We start from the raw sequence: 18096 nt of genomic DNA on the forward strand, positions 1-18096 counted from the left end.
CTTGCTTCTTACTTCGCTTAAGCCCTAGCCCCGATAGAGCCGATATCCTCGTAGCGGAGCGGAGAGATAAAGGCGAAAGCGGGAATTAGCTCCTCATTCTTAGAGTACATCAAACTGTTCAAAATGATGGTTCAAATGTTTGCGTTCGAGTAAATAACTCTCGTAGCGGTTCAAATGACCAAAGACCATATTCTTCATCACGGCTTCGGGGTTTTGCTTGAAGAAGCTTACATAGGCCTCGCGCGCTTCCCAGAATTTGGCTTTGGCAGTAGCGAGATCCGGGTGGATCAAGTCTTCCAACTCCCCTTTCTTCATCGTTGGGAACGCAGTTCCTTTCGGGAAGGGTTCGTAATTGTATAACGAATGGTGGACTTTATCCAAAATCTTCTCGGGGGTGGCAATCTCGAAATCTTGCTTTTCGCCCGACATGATGCGGTAGCCTTCTTCCAAATGTTCAATCAAATGTTGCGCGGTGAGTATCCCCCATTTCGGTTGGGACGCTTCCGTTAATTTGTCCAAACAGGCTTGGATTTTCTCGGTAGTCATTTCCACAAAAACGGTTTGTTTTTTCTGCACCATGGTGAGAATCGTGGCCACAGCTACCAATTCGTCTTCGCTGTCAAAAACTTCGACAAACCATTTCACAATACCGCTTGGATGTTCAGCCGAAGCGACATCACGTTCGATTTTTTGTTTGCACGTTAAGCGTACATACACCGTATCGTTATGGTACAACGGACGTAAGAAACGGCATTCTTCCAACCCGTAGTTGGCAGCTACCGGTCCCTTGTTGGGGTATACGAATAATCCGGCGGCAGCTGAAAGAATAAAATACCCGTGAGCGGTACGTTTTTCAAAAATACTGCCGTCCAAGGAGGTGATATCTGTATGGGCATAGAAATGATCCCACGTCAGGTTTGCAAAGTTGATGATATCGGTATCGGTGATCGTTCGCTTGTGTGTTTTCAACGACATTCCGGGCTGGATATCTTCCCAATGGTACTGGAACGGATGTTGGTCCACTTCCTTGTATTTCGCATTGGCTTGGTAGATGCCCGTGATTTCGGTTAAGGTAGTGGGCGAACCCTGAATCGCGCAGCGTTGCATATAGTGTTTGATACCGCGCACTCCGCCCATTTCTTCACCGCCACCAGCGCGTCCGGGACCGCCGTGAACGAGTAATGGAAGTGGCGAACCGTGACCGGTGCTTTGTTTGGCATTTTCACGGTTAAGCACGAGAATACGGCCGTGGTGCGATGCTGCGTTGACCACATAATCTTTGGCGATGTCATCGGAGTTGGTAACAATCGAAGACACCAACGAACCTTTCCCCATTTGGGCCAATTCGATGGCTTCGTCGAGGTTTTTATACGGCATGAGGGTCGACACAGGACCGAATGCTTCGATTTCGTGCACAGCAGTATGTTCGAAAGGTCGGTCTTGACGCAACACAACAGGCGCGACAAACGCCCCTTGGGTATCAGCACCTACTAAGGATACCGCATCCCAATCGCCACCGTATACGATCTGACTGTGTTGGGCGAGTTCGTTCACGCGCCCTTTCAACACTTCGACTTGGTGTTTGCTCACCAAAGCACCCATGCGAACTTCTTTGAGGCGTGGGTCACCAATGGTTACTTTATCTAAGGATTTTGCCAAGGCATTTTGCACGTCGTCCATCAAATTTTCGGGGACAATCATACGGCGAATGGCGGTACATTTCTGTCCGGCCTTCACGGTGATTTCGCTACGCGCTTGGTTGATGAATAAATCAAACTCGGGGGTTCCCGGCACGGCATCAGCGCCTAAAATAGACGCGTTAAGCGAGTCGGCTTCCATAGTAAACGGAACCGCTTCTTGGATGATGCGCGGATGGGCTTTCAATTTACGTCCGGTGGCTGCCGAACCCGTGAAGGTAATCACGTCCTGACTTTCTACCGTATCAAAAATGTTGGTCACGGTACCGCAAATCAGTTGCAACGCCCCTTCCGGAAGAATATTAGATGCGATGATTTCGCGCACCACTGCTTCGGTTAAATACGACGTCGATGGCGCAGGTAACACCACGGCAGGCATACCCGCCATCCAGTTGACCGCACATTTCTCCAGCATTCCCCAAATCGGGAAGTTAAAGGCATTGATGTGAATAGCAACCCCTTTTTTAGGCACCATGATGTGGTGTGCCATAAAGCGACCGCCACGTGACAAGTCGATGGGATCCCCTTCTACGTGATAGGGTTGGTTGGGGAATAATTTGCGCAACGATGCATTGGCAAACAAGTTCCCGAAGCCCCCTTCAATATCGATCCAGCTATCCACGCGGGTAGCGCCCGTGCGGTAACTCAGGTCATAAAATTGTTCTTTGCGTTTGTTCAAGTAGAGCGCCAAACTTTTGAGTCGATTCCCGCGCTCCTGAAAAGTCATTTTGCGGAGTTGCTCACCGCCTTTGGTGCGACCGTAATGCAAAATGGCTGGGATGTCCAATCCTTCTACAGAAGTCTCCGCGATGAATTCGCCGGTAACCGCATCGTAAGTGGGTGTTCCCGACCCTTTGGCGGTGGTCCACTGACCCAAAACGTAATGTTGAATTGTATTCATAATTTATCTTTTGACGTTTGACGTCGTTTGATTTTTATTTTTTTGGAGCAGGACGTTTAGTGTTCTTTACACGCATTGTCCCGCTATCCGCTATATCCCTCCACTGCGTTCCGGGGATGCCGCTCCTATCGGGGCTAAACCGTCACGCCCGATTTCTTTACGCGCGCTCAATGATGACTGCATAGCCCTGGCCCACGCCAATACACATGGTAATCAAGGCGTATTGTTTACCCGTTTGCTGCAATTCCAAAGCCGCAGAGTAGGCAATGCGCGCACCTGTTACACCCAGTGGGTGACCGATGGCGATAGCTCCTCCGTTCGGGTTGATGCGCGGATCGTTATCGGCTAACCCTAGGGCACGAATACACGCGATGCTTTGGGCTGCGAAGGCTTCGTTGAGTTCGATCACATCCATTTGCTCAAGCGTTAAACCCGCTTTCGCTAAGGCTTGCTTACTCGCCTCTACGGGTCCGATACCCATAATGCGGGGTTCGACCCCGACTACTGCCGAACTGACGATTCGGGCTAAGGGTTTCAACCCGTATTCGGCTACGGCTTCGCTTGAAGCGACAATCAAGGCTGCGGCTCCGTCGTTTAATCCCGAGGCATTTCCGGCGGTAACGCTACCGTCTTTACGGAAAGCGGGACGGAGTTTGGCCAATCCTTCCATAGAGGAATTGGGTTTGATAAACTCGTCTTTTTCAAAAACGATGGGATCGCCTTTGCGTTGAGGAATCGTTACAGGAGCGATTTCTTGTGCTAAGCGGCCGCTTTGTTGAGCAGCGGTTGCTTTTTGCTGACTGTGCAAGGCAAAGGCATCTTGGTCGGCACGGGAAATTTGGTATTGGTCCACTAAATTTTCAGCGGTTTCCCCCATGGCATCAGTGCCGTACATTTCGTGCATTTTGGGATTGACGAAACGCCATCCAAAACTAGAATCGTACATTTTGCTATCGGTTCCATAAGCGGCTGAAGGTTTGGACACCACGAGTGGTCCGCGGGTCATGTTTTCAACACCGCCTGCAATAAATACCTTTCCGTCGCCGGCTTGAATGGCGCGGTGGGCATGAATCACAGCCGATAGTCCGGAGCTGCACAAACGGTTCACGGTTTCTCCCGGAACGGTATAGGGCAAGCCCGCTAAAAGAAGTGCCATACGCGCCACGTTGCGGTTGTCTTCACCGGCTTGGTTGGCACAGCCTAAAATCACATCGGCATAGGCGTCTGTGGGGATTTGTGCATTGCGTTCCACCAAGGCTTTGATGACGTGAGCCGCCAAATCGTCTGGGCGCACAGCAGCAAGCGTTCCTTGGTAATTTCCGATGGGCGTTCGAAGGCCGTCGATGATGTAAGATTCCATATTTTTTTGTTCATGATTGCACTGGGCAATCGTTTTTTATTGTTTCACTTTATTGAGCAGGAGCCCCTAGCCCCGATAGAGCCGATATCCTCGTAGCGCAGCGGAGAGATAAAGGCGAAAGCGGGAAAAAGCTCCTAAAAAAAACTACCATTCGCGTTCACTACGGAAAACCGTTCCTTTGAACAGCGCGACGGTGGTTTCGTTTTTGGTTATCGCTACGGCATAGAATCCGAAGCGGTTTTTGAGGGCTTCCTCGGTGGCGGTGGCGGTAATCACATCCCCGACTTTGAGGGTTTCCACATGGTTGATGGACGTATCGATGCTCACCGATTGGCGTCCGTGGGAGTTGGCGGCAAACGCTAGAGCGCTATCGGCCAACGCATAAGTGATGCCTCCGTGTGCAATGCCAAATCCGTTGAGCATTTCTGCACGAACAGTGAGTGACAAGGTACAGGTTCCGTGGTCAATGTGCACCAATTCAATGCCAAGCCATTGGCTAAAGGCGTCGTTGGAGAGCATGGTATGGACGATTTCGGAAGGCGACATTAGAGTTATGAATTATGAGTTAAGAGTTAGACATTAGACTTTAGTCTTTAGACGTTGGACGAGTTTCTTTTATAAAACCGTTGATTAGTTTTGGCCATTCGACGGAGGAGCGGACTGCAGCGGTAGCGGTCTTCACGGTATTCGTCGTAAAGCGCATCGAGTTTGTCGACACACCATTGAATCCCGAGTTCGTCGGCCCAAGCGAGGAGTCCCTTGGGATAATTCACCCCTTTGGTCATGGCATTATCGATATCTTGTACGGATGCGACATTCAGGAAATGCGCATCGGCGGCTTCGTTGATAAGCATGACGATGACCCGTTGAAAAATGCATTGTGCCAACGCTGTATCTTCAGTGGGTTGCGGCATTGCTGTGCTGTAATCGTAGAAACCACGACCCGACTTTCTTCCGTAGAATCCGGCTTCCGAAAGGCGTTTTTGCGTAAACGATGGTTTGTACCGCGGATCAAAATAGAAGGAGGTAAACACCGATTCGGTTACGGCATAGTTCACATCATTTCCGATAAAGTCCATGAGTTCGAACGCCCCCATACGGAACCCGCCCACTGTTTTCAACGCCCAGTCGATGGTAGCAAAGTCGGCCATCCCTTCCTCATAAATGCGTAAACTTTCACTGTAAAAGGGTCGGGCCACACGATTCACAATAAATCCGGGAGTGTCTTTGGCAACGGCTACGACTTTCTTCCAGGAACGAATGGTTTCCACCGCGGTTTGCAACACGGTTTCTGCCGTTTGCACCGCAGGAATCACTTCGACCAACTGCATTAAGGGTGCGGGATTGAAAAAGTGAATCCCGATGACGCGTTCTGCTTTTTGGCAGGAAGCGGCAATGGATGCGATGGACAGCGAGGATGTATTGGAGGCCAATATCGTTGTTGGCGCCACAATACTTTCGAGTTCGGCAAACAACTTACGCTTTACCTCAAGGTTTTCCACGATTGCTTCAATCACCAAATCCGCATCGGACAAGTCGGATAAAGACGTCACATATGCGGTTCTATTTTGAATACCGGCTTTCGTCTCGGCGGTGATTTTTTCTTTTTCCACCAATTTGGACAAGGTCACTTCGAGTGCGGCTTTGCTTTTATCCAATGCCACTTGGTTTACATCAAACAATTTTACGGAGCACCCGGCGGTGGCGGCTACTTGCGCGATACCGCTGCCCATGGTTCCCGAACCGATAATCGAAACGTTAATTAACGATTGCTGATTAACGATTGTTGATTTTTGATTATTACTTTCTATCATGGTTATGCTTCTTGGAAATCAGTTCTACAAGCTGATTTCGTTGATCTTCGATCGTTAATCCCTAGTTTCCTTTGAACTCCGGTTTGCGTTTTTCGACAAAAGCGGCAACGCCTTCACGGTAATCGTTGGACGAACTGGCTTCGATTTGCAAATCGCTTTCCATGGCCAATTGCTCTTGCAGGTTATTGATCATGGAACGGTTCAATAATTTTTTGGTAAGCGCCAAGGCATGTGTCGGCATATCAGCTAACGTTAAAGCAAGCTTTTGCACTTCTTCTTCGAACAAGGCTGTGGGGTAACATTTGTAGATCATTCCCATTTCATAGGCTTCAGTGGCGGACACTTTATCGCCGAGCATCATCAAGGCCGATGCTTTTTGAAATCCGATTAAACGGGGTAAGAAAAATGTTCCGGCACTGTCGGGCACCAAACCAATTTTACTAAAGGCTTGAATGAACGCCGCATGTTCGTTGGCAACCACAATATCACAGGCCAAAGCGATATTCGCTCCTGCACCCGCAGCAACACCATTAACGGCAGCCACAATGGGTTTTTCGATAGCGCGAATACGTTCGATAATGGGATTATAATGTTCTTCTAAGATTTTTCGGAACCCCGGATTGAGTTCGGGTGTGGTCACTTCTTTTAAGTCTTGACCAGCGCAAAAGGCTTTTCCGTTTCCGGTAATGACGATGGCGCGCACCTCAGGGTTTTGGGCGACCTCATCCAAAGCGGTTTGCATGGAGAGGGCCATTTCGCGGTTAAAGCTATTGAATACTTCGGGTCGGTTCAAGTGTAGGTACGCGACCTTGTTTTCAATCTTTTTTTCAATTGAATTTGTACTCATCGGTATATTGGTTAGTTGTAAGCGGACTTACGTTATTGTTTGTTATATAAACACCTGCAGCAACCGAAATTGTGCAGGTGGACTTTATTTTAAGCATTTAAAATAGTCAAAGGGTTCGTGACACGCCTCGCATTGAAACAAGGCTTTACAGGCGGTCGAACCAAACTGACTGACTAATCGGGTGTGGGTGGAACCGCATTGCGGGCACTTCACTATTTTTTTATTCCCGAGGAGCGCTTCTTTGTCGGCTTCCTCGGTAAGGGGCGCTGCGATGCCATAGGCTTCGAGTGCTTTTCGCCCGCGCTCGGTAATCCAATCGGTGGACCAAGCGGGAGCTAATATGAGTTTGACTTGGGCTTGGTACCCTTCTTTGGCGAAAGCCGCTTTGATATCATCGGCGATGGTATCCATGGCAGGGCAACCGCTGTAGGTGGGTGTAATTTTGATGAAAACATCGCGCTCTTGCACCTCAACTTCACGCACCACGCCCATGTCCATAATGGAAAGGACAGGAATCTCGGGATCGGAAACCGATTCGAGTATCGCGGTGATCTGCGGAGTTATTGTTTTCATTTCAATTACCATATTCTTACCAAGTCATGTTAGGATAAGTGCGTTGCATGTACTGCATTTCGGTCAAGATGAATCCCATGTGTTCGGAATGGATACCTTCTTTACCTCCTTTTAGGAAGTACTTCAAATCGGGCACGGTTAAGGTCGCTTCCGTCAACAAGGCCGTGATTTCTTGAGTCCAAGCCGCTTTTAAAGCAGCAACATCCACGCCTACTCCTGCTTCCACCATGGCGGTATCGTCAGCGGTCATTAGGAACAACTCGTTGGTGAAAGTCCACAGATTATCAAAAGCTTCTTGGATGCGGTGATGACTTTCTTCGGTTCCGTCGCCCAAGCGTTTGATCCAATCGCCGGAGAAGCGCTTGTGGTAACTCACCTCTTTGATGCTTTTCTTCGCGATGGCAGCTAGCACATCGTCGTTGCTGTTTTGTAATTGTTCCAACAACAACAGATGAAACACATCAAACAAGTATTGGCGTGCCATCACATACCCAAAATCGGTATTGGGTTGTTCTACCAACAAGACGTTTTTGTATTCGCGTTCTTTACGCAAAAAAGCCAGGGTATCTTCGGTAGCCTCCCCGCCTTGCAATTCGGCTGCATATTGATAATAGCTGCGTGTTTGCCCTAGCAGGTCCAAGGCGATATTGGTCGTGGCAATATCGGTTTCCAGACTGGGTCCGTGCCCACACAGTTCGCTTAAGCGTTGCCCAAGGATGAGTGCGTTGTCGGCGATACCCAGAATATAGTTGATTTTTGAATTGCTCATGTTTTTTTGTCTTTAGACGTTTGACGTTGGACGTTAGACTTTTCTACAGACTAACGACTAATGTCTAATGTCTCATTCTACATATGCTTTAACTCATCCGGCAATTCATAGAATGTGGGATGACGGTACACTTTATCCAATGCCGGTTCGAAGGTTTCTCCGTTGTGTTCGGGATTGGAGGCGGTGATTTGGCTAGAGGGTACAACCCAAATGCTTACCCCTTCGCCACGGCGGGTATAGACATCGCGTGCATTTTCTAATGCCATGGTTGCATCGGTTGCGTGAAGGGAACCACAGTGGCGGTGTTCTAATCCGTTTTTGCTACGGATAAAGACTTCCCATAGAGGCCAATTGTTCATAAAATTATGAGTTATGAATTATGAATTATGAGTTGTTACACAGCTTTTTCTAGATTGCGTTGGGTTTGTTTTTCAGCATGGGCCATGGCGGCATCGCGTACCCAAGTTCCTTTTTCCCAGGCGGAACGACGGGCTTCTAAACGCAATTTGTTGCATTTTCCATGTCCGTTAACCACTTGCCAGAACTCTTCCCAATCGATTTCACCGAAGTCGTAATGTTTACGGTCTTCGTTCCATTTTAGGTTCGCGTCAGGAATTTTTGCTCCTAAAATTTCGGCTTGCGGCACGGTTTGATCTACAAACTGCTGACGTAGTTCGTCGTTGGTTTTGCGTTTCAATTTCCATTTTACGGATTGTTCAGTATTCGGAGATTCGGCATCACGGGGACCGAACATCATCAAAGACGGCCACCACCAGCGGTTTAAGGCATCTTGCACCATATCCTTTTGTTCTTGCGTTCCTTTGGACATCGTTAATAAGATTTCGTAGCCTTGACGTTGGTGAAAACTTTCTTCTTTACAGATGCGAATCATGGCACGCGAGTAGGGCCCGTAGGAGGTTCCCATTAAAGCTACTTGATTCATGATAGCGGCACCGTCAACCAACCAACCGATGGCACCGATATCGGCCCATGTCAAGGAAGGATAGTTGAAAATGCTGGAATATTTTGCTTTACCCGTATGCAATTGCTCGTACATTTCATCACGTGAAATGCCTAAAGTTTCTGCGGCGCTGTACAAGTACAAGCCGTGTCCGCCTTCATCTTGGATTTTGGCCAATAAGGCTACTTTACGACGCAAGGATGGCGCGCGGGTAATCCAATTCGCTTCGGGCAACATTCCTACGATTTCGGAGTGGGCGTGTTGCGAAATTTGACGAATGTGCGTTTGACGGTATTTCTCCGGCATCCAATCTTTGGGTTCAATTTTCTCGTCGTTATCGATGCGACGTTGAAACAATTCTTCTAAGTTTTTGATCTCTTTTTCTGACATCGTTGAATCCTTTTCGTTAGACAACTTGATGATCCCGAAGGCACATCGTTTTTTTTGTTTTTATGTTTTTCCCTTTTGGGATAATGTGATTTGAAAATCAATTTTGTTGTTTAGCCCCGATAGAGCCGGTATCCTCGCAGCGAAGCGGAGAGATAAAGGCGAAAGCGGGAAGCTACGTTCCTAAAAAAGCGAAACGGCTGCTCCTTAATTCATTACACCCCAAAGTCCACTACCACTTTCTTGGAAGTTGGAACAGCCTGACAACTCAACGTATAGTTTTTGGCCAATTCGTCTTCTTCCAGCGAGTAGTTCAATTTCATTTCGACCGATCCCTCTTTGACGATGCAACGGCAAGTACTGCACACGCCTCCTTTGCAGGCATAGGGCAAGTCGGCTCCCGCGGCAATCGCGCCATCGAGGATGTTATCAAAATCATCGCCCATCACAAAGTGGAATTCTTTACCGCCATCGATGATGGTGACTTCGGTTCCTTCGACTTTTTTCTCAACGATTTTGCTGATGCGTTCTTTATCGGCATCGGAAATCCCGGTATTGAACAATTCGAAATGAATGTATTCTTTGGGCAATCCGGCGGCCGTGAGTTCGTCACGCAACAAGTGAATCATTTCCTCAGGTCCACACAAGAAACAGTCATGCGTGTTGGGAATATCGATGATTCGCTTAGTAAGCGTTTGTATTTTTTCTTGGGTAAAACGACCGTTGAACAGCTCGGCATGGCGGTGTTCTTTGGTCAAGAAATGGAAAATCTCAAAACGGTTGAAATAGGTGTTTTTCAATTGTTCAATTTCTTCTTTAAAGATAATGGATTTTACGCTACGATTCAGGTAAAACAGTTTAAAAGTGCTTAAGGGTTCGTTGGCCAAATGCGTTTTGATGATGGACAACATGGGGGTTATTCCGCTACCCGCTGCAAAAGCGATATAATTTTTAGCCGCTTCTTTTTGCGTTTCCACATAAAACTTTCCATCGGGTGCCATCACTTCGATTTCGTCCCCCGCTTGCAACTGTTCGTTAACATAAGTGGAAAACAACCCGCCGGGAATTTGTTTGACCGCCACTTGCCATTTTTGTTCGTGTGGTGCCGAACAAAGTGAATAGGAACGACGCACTTCTTGGCCGTTCAATTGGGTTTTGAACGTGAGGTGTTGCCCTTGTTTGAATTGGAAAGCCGGTTGGATTTCGGCAGGAATATCCAAGGTCACCACCGAACAATCTTTGGTTTCCTTGTAAATAGCAGCAACTTTTACCTTGTAAAACTGAACCATAATTTGCGAATCTAATTTAACTAACAATTGTTAGTTTACGATACAAATTTAGTGATTTTTTTAATGGGTTACGAAATCGTTGTAAATTTTTAACGTGCGTTTACGGTGATCCCGTCGAGGAGCACGTTGCGCATATCGTTGCGCAGGGTGGTTTCGCTGAGGCTTTTGGTTTTGTTGTACCAAATGTAGAGCGTGCGCAAAGTGGACAAAATGGAGAAGATAATCACTTCGGGATTACGGTGTTGGATTTCGCCGTTTTGGACACCCACTTTCACAATTTGTCGGAAATTTTCCTCGTATTCGGTGCGCATTTTTAAGAAATATTTCAAATCGGCTTCTTGCTCCAAATGCATCCAATCGTTATTCAAACAAGCAAGTGCATCGGGATTGCGCAGGGTGATATCGATATGCAATTGGATAATCCGTTCGATTTTGGCAATTGCAGAAGCTTCACTTTGCTGTACTTCTTCCATTACGGTTGTAAATTCTTCGGCGATGGTGATCACGATGAGTACGAGAATTTCTTGTTTGGATGCAATGTGGTTGTACAAACTCGCCGCCTTGATGTTCATGGCTTGGGCGATATCGCGCACAGTTACGGCGCTGTATCCTTTCTCTTTAAAGAGTCGGGCCGCGACGTTGATAATTTCCGTTTTGCGATCGGTGGGTTTCATGGGAGTCAAATGTACACAATTTTGCGTTTGGTAACTTGAGTTACGCTACACATACAATTGACGTTTTACCTTTGTCAAAAAAAAGAACAGTATGGGACTATTGAATATGTTAGGATTTGGTGGAAAATCTGAAAGTGTGAAAGAATTTATGGCAAAAGGCGCCGTGGTCATTGACGTGCGCACCTATGAAGAATTTGCTTCGGGTCATATCAAAGGGTCGAAAAACATTCCGTTGCAAATTATCAGCGGTAAAGTTGCTGAACTTAAAAAACTAAACCAACCCGTCATTGTGTGTTGCCGCAGTGGTATGCGCAGTGCACAAGCCGCTTCAATCTTAAAAGCACAAGGTATTGAAGTCATGAACGGCGGTGGCTGGGAAGGTTTGAATCGAGAATTGGCTTAGTATGAAAAAGTCCCGAGTAAAATCGGGACTTTTTTTATATCAGCTTATTCGACTTGGCTTTCTGAATAGCTTCGAGTTTGTTGTGGACTTGCAACTTGGTGTAGATATTTTCCACATGTTTACGAATGGTTCCTGCGGAAAGAAAGAGATTCTCAGCAATGGCGTTGTATTTTAAACCTTTGCTTAATTGCTCGAGCACTTCAATTTCTCGAGAAGTCAAGGTAATTTCTTCCCGATGAACCGATTCATCAAAAGAGACCGGTTCGCGCAACAATTTAAGTGTTTTCAAGGCTATAGAAGGCGTCATTGCCGCACCGCCATTGAGGGTTTCTACGATACCGTTGTACAATTCTTGGGGATTGACTTCTTTCAAAAAATACCCATCGGCACCTGCTTTGATGGATTTGAAAATATTTTCATCATTATCAAAAACGGTTAACATTATAATTTTGAGTTGGGGGTATTTATTTTTCACCGCTTCTGTGGCTTCGATGCCGTTCATTTTAGGCATTTCAATATCCATTAAAATGAGATCGAGATGGTGATTTTTCTCTAATTTCTCCAACAATTCCGTTCCATCAAACGCCCGAAATTTCACTTCAATATCTTCGAAAAAAGACAATTTATCGAGTATGGCTTTTTGCAAAAATATATTATCATCGACTATGGCTACACGAATCATTTTCTAACGTTTTAAAGTGAAAGTTACTTGAGTTCCTGTTCCTTCATTGGACGCAATAGTGCATGTTCCTCCGATTTCCTCCATCCTTTTTTTCATATTGTACAAGCCGTTTCCATTGACAACAGTAGCTTCTAAAAAACCAATGCCGTCATCCGTAATCTGAACTAGAATTTCATTCTCATGCTGTTGCGCCGATACTTGTATGGATTGGGCTTTGGCATATTTGAGTGCATTATTCACCGCTTCTTGAATGGAACGATACAAATTGATTCCTTCCAGCGACGTGAGATGAAAAGCATCTAATTCCGCAGAAATAACAAATTGCAAATTCACTTGATCTTGCGCCATTTGCGCCTTTTCCAAGAAATTCATCAAACGGGAACGCAATTCTTCCATGGTGAAATTATCGTTGTTCATTGCCCAAATGGTATCGCGTAATTCTTGAATGGTCGTTTTACTGAAGTCGCTTATTTTGGTGAGTTGGGCACTGAGTTTGGCTTCAACATTGGGAAAACCAAACTTCAAATTTTCAACCGTAGATATAATAAAAGTAAGCTGTGCTCCAATATTATCATGCAAATCCCTAGAGATGGCCAACCGTTGTTCGTGCAATTGATTCTGACTTTCAATTTGAGCAATGGCAGCTTGCAACTCAAATTCTTGTTTTTGTTGGCTGTTTTTAAGTCGCTGCTGACGGTAAATCAAATACCCAATTAACCCCACAAACAAGGTGATCAGGGATAAAATAATTAACCAAGTCGTTTTCTTACGGTTCTTGATTTCTTGCTGTAAAAGCTCTTTTTCTTTTTTCTCGGTTTGGTATTTTGTTTCTAATTCGTTGGTCGCTTTTAGGGTAAATTCCTCCAGCGCTTGGTCTTTGGCATCCGTATATTTTTCGGTATAATATATCACACTATCGCCTAAATTTTCATGCGCATATACGGCTACTAGCAATTGATACGTTTGCAAGGCGTGATCTTTAAAATGCTGTTTTTCAAAAAGAGGTTCAACTGATTTCAGAATAAACTTTGCTTCTTTAAATTGTCCTTGGGCAACTTCTTCTTTGGCGACTTTAAGTTGGGATACCGCTTCGTCCAAATCCGAGTTCAAGCGTTGGCGAACCTCTAATGATTTTTGATACAAGGCCAAGGCTTCTTGCGACTTTTTTTGATCGGCTTTGACACTTCCAATATTACTCAAAGCCGAAGAAATTCCTTTGTTATTCCCAACCGATTGACACGCTTTCAACGCTTTTTCATAATAGTGAAGCGCACCCGTTGTATCTTTCATTTTCAACAATACATTGCCCATATTGGTGCAGGAAACACAGAGTCCGTCATTGAGATTGTTTGTGGTTTCAAAGTCAATTTCCTCTTGAATGTATTTTTTAGCCTTGGGATAATCTTTTAATTTCAAAAGCACCAAACCGATATTTCCTTTGATGGTGAGGGTATTTTTTTGATCGTTAATGGATTCAAAATAGGCCAATGCCTCTAAGAAAGACTCCATCGATTTTTTATAATCAAACGTCCGCTCGTAGATATTACCTAAATTGTTTTGCACTTTGGCGATCCCTTTGGTATCTTTTCGCGCTTTTCGAATTTTCAAACATTTGAGGTAGTTTTCTTTTGATTGTTGGTAATCGCCTTTACGAAAATGAACGGCTCCCACATCGCTATAGACTTGGGCAATCAAGGTCGAATCGCCTAATTTTTGCGCTTCTCGCAAGGCTTTTCCACCATAAACGAGTGCAGAATCACTGGAAACATTGGAATAATACCAAGTCAAGTCCGAAAAAATAACCGCGGTGCGTTTCGCATCGGGATGGGATTGTAATTCCGTTTTCAATTTATCGATTAGCGCATTGACGTCTTGCGCTTGCACAACCATTCCGAAAAATAAGAACAGCCATAGCAAGTAACGTCTACTGCCGTTGGAAGTACATTGGTGAATCATGTTGGTTAGGGTTTTTGTAAAGTCGACTCCTTTTTATCGGAAAGACCTTACTCAAATTTACAATTTTAACATTTAAATGGGTGAATGAAGACCCTTTTTTTTAACACAAAAAAAGGAACTTGATTGGAATGCATCGATCAAGTCCCTTTCAGCGTTTGTTTCTATACTTTATCCTTCACGAGCTATTTGTTCAAACAACATTTTTTGCAAAGTGACAATTTCATCACTGATGGGTTTAAAATCGACGGAGTAAACCGCATTGACTTGAGACCGTTGTTGCAAATTAATTTGTTGTTGTTTTAAAAGCGCTAAAGCTTGTTGAAAATACGCCAGTTGTTGTACATGTTTTCCTTTCAAACGCCGAATGGCATAGAAGAGTCGAAGTACAACGACCAAGAGTATCACTACCACTAAAGACAATACATAAGTCATGAAGAAAGCGTTATATCGTACAAATTTTGACTTTTTCCAAACGCTAAACCATACGACAAAATGCGTATTTATTTTGTGGTCATTAGTAATGTTTTTGGAACAGCAACCGATTTTAAAAGCACGCCTTCTTCGGAAGAAGTGGTATACCACAACCGCTCATTCGTTTCATCATAAAACGGCTGCACTTCATAATCAAGAGTATTAATTACTGGACCTAAATTTTGGGGTTCGCTCCAATTTTTCCAGGTATCATCCAAGCGGTAAGACACATACAAATCATGACTCCCATAACCACTGAATCCGTTGGAAGCGAACAACAAGGTTTTTTGGTCGGATAACAGTTGGGGTGCCGATTCATCCGCTGCAGAATTGATTATTTTCCCTAAGGATTGCAACAACCCGTACGTCCCGTCGGATTTTCGTTTGGTCCAATACAAATCAGTGCCCCCTTGTGTAAAATCGGATTCAATGGAAAGGATTAAAACTTGGGCATCAGGGGTCATGGTCGCGTCTGAAAACGTATCAAAGTTACTGTAAGCGGCTATTTTTATTGGCCCTTCTGATACCCATTGTCCGTCTTGTTTTTTAAACAACTCATAACCGGTCTCTTGGGTACCATTAGTATACGGCAATCCGCCTTTTAACAGAAATGTATCGGAAGCATATTCGATATAATTAAAAGAGTAATCGCCATTGAAAACGGCACTTTTTTGAGGAGTGCCCAGGGTACCTTGGTTGAGCGGATAGCCATAAATAACTTCCTGATTATTTTCATATTGTGTCAAATACATATAATTCCCATTTTGCACACAGGGAATGCTACTATTTGTACCAGTTACTACTGGATTTGGAAGTTGGGCGGAAGATGGAATACTATTGATTTGCGCTTCAATGGGTTGTTCACTATCCGAAATTCCGATGGCATCAATCTGTTTAGCGCCGGGCAAAAGCGCAAAATTAAATTCGATTTTTACGGCGATTACATTTTCAGACGGATGCTCCAATAACACGCGTTCAACTCCGGGATTGATGATTTCTGGTACCTCACCGATTTTTCTTCGTTTTCTACCAAAATAATACGAACGATCGCTTCCTAACGTGCGTCGGTATACTGTGGTTTTGTAATCGGGTCTCCGACTCCAGACAGTTTGAAATTTCTCCCCATCTGTAGACACGGAAACGGCTACCACGCAACCTGCATTTAGGTTTTCAAAAATCGCAATTTGCTTCACGGTTTGTGCTTTTTCAAAACCTACACTAACGATCTCTCTTCCGTCCAAGGCATTTTTGGGCATCCAGGCATTGGCACTAAATCCGCCTTGAGGAAAAACATCGGGTTTACCTAAAATGCGTTTTATCCCAAATTGCTTACCCCCTAAATCACTCGAATATTTGATCAATTTTGAAGCAAACTGTATATTTTGTGCTTGAAGTTGGCACCCCAACATCACAAGCAAAATTCCTATTTTTCTCATCGAATTACATTTAAAAAAAGGGCTGTAATGCAATGATTACAGCCCCGAACAAAGCAATATAACCTCTAATTATTCACTTTGATTTTTTCTACTTTTCTTCCTTTAAAGGCAAAGATGAATTCTCCATCTTCAGTGATATCAATTCCGGTTCCGTATTGCGGACTACCGCCTTTTCCTTTGGATTGAACCGAACCTTTGGTATCGCCGTTTTCCATATTGATACCGTAGATGATATTTTTACTGTTGCGTTGGTCTCTTAAGTAATAATTCCCACTAATATCGTAGAAGAAATCTACCCCGCGGATTTTCTCAGTGGCATACACGCGAGACCCGTCTTTTTTGCGGTAAGAAGCCAAACCTTTCTCGGATAACACGACTACATTTTCACCAAAATCAATCACATCCGAGGCGCGACCTACTTTGGCATCATTATGTTTTACATCGAATAATTGTGTTCCAGAAGTAATGTCGTAGCCATAAAACTCGTCGCCATCGCCCACAAAAGCCGTTTTTCCGTCTTGATCAACAATGATATCGGTGATGCGTTTGTCAAAGCGCTCAGAACGCCAAGCCGTTTGTCCGTTGGCGTCATCAATACACAATACGCCATTTTTCTGGGCTTTATAATCCCAATAAATGTAGGGAACTAATTGCTTGTAACTACCGCCCATCGCGCTACTTTGGGTTTCCCAGCGCAATTCTTGTACTTGTACTTTTCCACCTATTTGCAATAATACACGGTTACCCGTTTTGTATAAACTAGGCATGCTAAACGCACCTGTGATTTTCTCTGAAGCCCACAACAGTTTCCCCGAATTCAAGTCGTGTTTTTCCACATACTTGGTGCGATCCCGAGTTCCCAACATCACAATATAAACGGCATCATCTGTAAATACGGGGTCAGCGATAGTTCGGTAGTATTTTTTATTGGCCGAATTGGAAAATAAACCTTTTCCACCATCCATATCGTTTTCATACACCGCTTCCCATAATTTTTGACCCGTATTGATATCGTACACCTGCAATCCGTTCAAATACATGAATACTTTATCGCCTTTGATCCATAAATCTAAAATGGCACGTCGAGTTACTAATTCCTTTTCTACCGTTCCAAAAAAAGTGGCATCCCATAGAATCTCCCCGTTGGCGGCATTGATTTTCACCATTTGATTTTTAAACCCCGCAAACAAAGCACCCAAAGCGGTAGGTTTAAAGTTTACCATGATAATTTCGTTGCGTTTGGGATCATAAATGTATTTTCCAACTCCCCCTTTGTAACGGTTGGTTTCCCATATTTTTTCACCGGTTTTGGCTTTGACTAAAATGACGGAATTGCGTTGAGAGATGAGAAATGCATCCAATTCCGTGATGTATTTCACGGTTTCGAGTTCGCCCTGATCAGCACCGTCTTCCGACTTGGTTCCTTTAGGCATTAAGTTTTGGTATTCTTCGGAATTCCAAAGCTCTTTTCCGGTGGCGACATCGATGACAGCTACGCGGTCGGTACCTAATTTTCGTTCGTCAAACAAAAACAAATAACCGCCTTTTTCTTTCCAAATGACATATTGGTATTCGCTGTTGTTGGTTTTGTTGGTGGTAATTTTCTTGTAATCACCACTCCAGATTACTTTACCCGAAGCATCCAAAACCGTGGCTGAGTTGTCATCGGTTCCCAAAATATAAGATCCATCACCGTTGTTTACAGCCAAGCGTGTGGCTCTATTTTCAAATTCTGATTCCCATACGGTAGCAAAACTACCTGATTTTTTACCCGCGGAACTTTTACCAAAAAGCTTTCCTAACTGGGCATGACTGTTTGTGCTTCCCATTGCTAACAGGGCAAACACACTGAGTGCTAGTTTTTTCATTGTTGTTT

The 18096-nt window shown here is 44.8% G+C and carries 17 protein-coding genes; 1 reads left to right on the forward strand and 16 read right to left on the reverse strand.

All coding sequences use genetic code 11. The features are described 5' to 3' along the window. Nucleotides 1-99: 99 nt before the first annotated feature. The 11 genes from paaZ to OLM45_RS00500 form a co-directional block, all read right to left on the reverse strand. Nucleotides 100-2598, reverse strand: a complete 2499-nt coding sequence (paaZ, locus tag OLM45_RS00450; RefSeq protein WP_264511029.1) for a phenylacetic acid degradation bifunctional protein PaaZ — start codon at nucleotides 2596-2598, stop codon at nucleotides 100-102. Between the two features lie 157 nt (nucleotides 2599-2755). Further along, nucleotides 2756-3958, reverse strand: a complete 1203-nt coding sequence (gene pcaF / locus OLM45_RS00455) for a 3-oxoadipyl-CoA thiolase (RefSeq protein WP_264511032.1) — start codon at nucleotides 3956-3958, stop codon at nucleotides 2756-2758. Between the two features lie 144 nt (nucleotides 3959-4102). Then, nucleotides 4103-4477, reverse strand: a complete 375-nt coding sequence (locus OLM45_RS00460) for a hotdog fold thioesterase (RefSeq protein ID WP_264511034.1) — start codon at nucleotides 4475-4477, stop codon at nucleotides 4103-4105. A gap of 74 nt (nucleotides 4478-4551) precedes the next feature. Beyond that, nucleotides 4552-5772, reverse strand: a complete 1221-nt coding sequence (locus tag OLM45_RS00465) for a 3-hydroxyacyl-CoA dehydrogenase NAD-binding domain-containing protein (protein WP_264511035.1) — start codon at nucleotides 5770-5772, stop codon at nucleotides 4552-4554. Nucleotides 5773-5833: 61 nt separating this feature from the next. Further along, complete coding sequence (locus tag OLM45_RS00470) at nucleotides 5834-6619, reverse strand: enoyl-CoA hydratase-related protein (protein ID WP_264511037.1); 786 nt, start codon at nucleotides 6617-6619, stop codon at nucleotides 5834-5836. 84 nt (nucleotides 6620-6703) lie between these two features. Next, a complete protein-coding gene (gene paaD / locus OLM45_RS00475) occupies nucleotides 6704-7192 on the reverse strand; it encodes a 1,2-phenylacetyl-CoA epoxidase subunit PaaD (RefSeq protein ID WP_264511039.1) in 489 nt (162 codons plus the stop codon). A gap of 16 nt (nucleotides 7193-7208) precedes the next feature. Then, nucleotides 7209-7961, reverse strand: coding sequence for a 1,2-phenylacetyl-CoA epoxidase subunit PaaC (gene paaC / locus OLM45_RS00480; RefSeq protein ID WP_264511041.1), 753 nt, complete (start codon nucleotides 7959-7961; stop codon nucleotides 7209-7211). 77 nt (nucleotides 7962-8038) lie between these two features. Next, nucleotides 8039-8320 carry a 1,2-phenylacetyl-CoA epoxidase subunit PaaB gene (gene paaB / locus OLM45_RS00485; protein ID WP_073364158.1) on the reverse strand — a complete coding sequence of 94 codons (282 nt, stop codon included), beginning with the start codon at nucleotides 8318-8320 and terminating at the stop codon, nucleotides 8039-8041. Nucleotides 8321-8355: 35 nt separating this feature from the next. Then, on the reverse strand, nucleotides 8356-9312 hold the full coding sequence (paaA, locus tag OLM45_RS00490) for a 1,2-phenylacetyl-CoA epoxidase subunit PaaA (protein ID WP_129461618.1): 957 nt from the start codon (nucleotides 9310-9312) through the stop codon (nucleotides 8356-8358). Nucleotides 9313-9524: 212 nt separating this feature from the next. Then, the gene (gene paaE / locus OLM45_RS00495) at nucleotides 9525-10598 is read right to left on the reverse strand and encodes a 1,2-phenylacetyl-CoA epoxidase subunit PaaE (protein ID WP_264511043.1); all 1074 of its coding nucleotides are present in this window, start codon (nucleotides 10596-10598) and stop codon (nucleotides 9525-9527) included. A gap of 89 nt (nucleotides 10599-10687) precedes the next feature. After that, the gene (locus OLM45_RS00500; protein WP_264511045.1) at nucleotides 10688-11272 is read right to left on the reverse strand and encodes a TetR/AcrR family transcriptional regulator; all 585 of its coding nucleotides are present in this window, start codon (nucleotides 11270-11272) and stop codon (nucleotides 10688-10690) included. 91 nt (nucleotides 11273-11363) lie between these two features. Here OLM45_RS00500 and OLM45_RS00505 point away from each other — a divergent pair, with 91 nt between their 5' ends. Continuing rightward, complete coding sequence (locus OLM45_RS00505) at nucleotides 11364-11675, forward strand: rhodanese-like domain-containing protein (protein WP_264511047.1); 312 nt, start codon at nucleotides 11364-11366, stop codon at nucleotides 11673-11675. A gap of 34 nt (nucleotides 11676-11709) precedes the next feature. Here OLM45_RS00505 and OLM45_RS00510 read toward each other — a convergent pair whose 3' ends face one another. From OLM45_RS00510 to OLM45_RS00530, 5 genes are all read right to left on the reverse strand, one after another. Continuing rightward, nucleotides 11710-12357, reverse strand: coding sequence for a response regulator (locus tag OLM45_RS00510; protein ID WP_264511048.1), 648 nt, complete (start codon nucleotides 12355-12357; stop codon nucleotides 11710-11712). Between the two features lie 3 nt (nucleotides 12358-12360). Further along, nucleotides 12361-14313 (reverse strand): sensor histidine kinase, encoded by a 1953-nt coding sequence (locus OLM45_RS00515; RefSeq protein WP_264511050.1) that lies wholly within the window; start codon nucleotides 14311-14313, stop codon nucleotides 12361-12363. A gap of 168 nt (nucleotides 14314-14481) precedes the next feature. Further along, nucleotides 14482-14745 carry a hypothetical protein gene (locus OLM45_RS00520; protein WP_264511052.1) on the reverse strand — a complete coding sequence of 88 codons (264 nt, stop codon included), beginning with the start codon at nucleotides 14743-14745 and terminating at the stop codon, nucleotides 14482-14484. Between the two features lie 68 nt (nucleotides 14746-14813). Next, entirely contained in the window at nucleotides 14814-16220 is a 1407-nt protein-coding gene (locus tag OLM45_RS00525; RefSeq protein ID WP_264511054.1) for a hypothetical protein, read from the reverse strand. A 65-nt stretch (nucleotides 16221-16285) separates the two neighbouring features. Continuing rightward, a complete protein-coding gene (locus tag OLM45_RS00530) occupies nucleotides 16286-18088 on the reverse strand; it encodes a PQQ-like beta-propeller repeat protein (protein WP_264511056.1) in 1803 nt (600 codons plus the stop codon). Nucleotides 18089-18096 lie beyond the last annotated feature (8 nt).

Origin of the sequence: Flavobacterium sp. N1719 (genome assembly GCF_025947045.1) — a bacterium.
Lineage (GTDB): Bacteria > Bacteroidota > Bacteroidia > Flavobacteriales > Flavobacteriaceae > Flavobacterium > Flavobacterium stagni.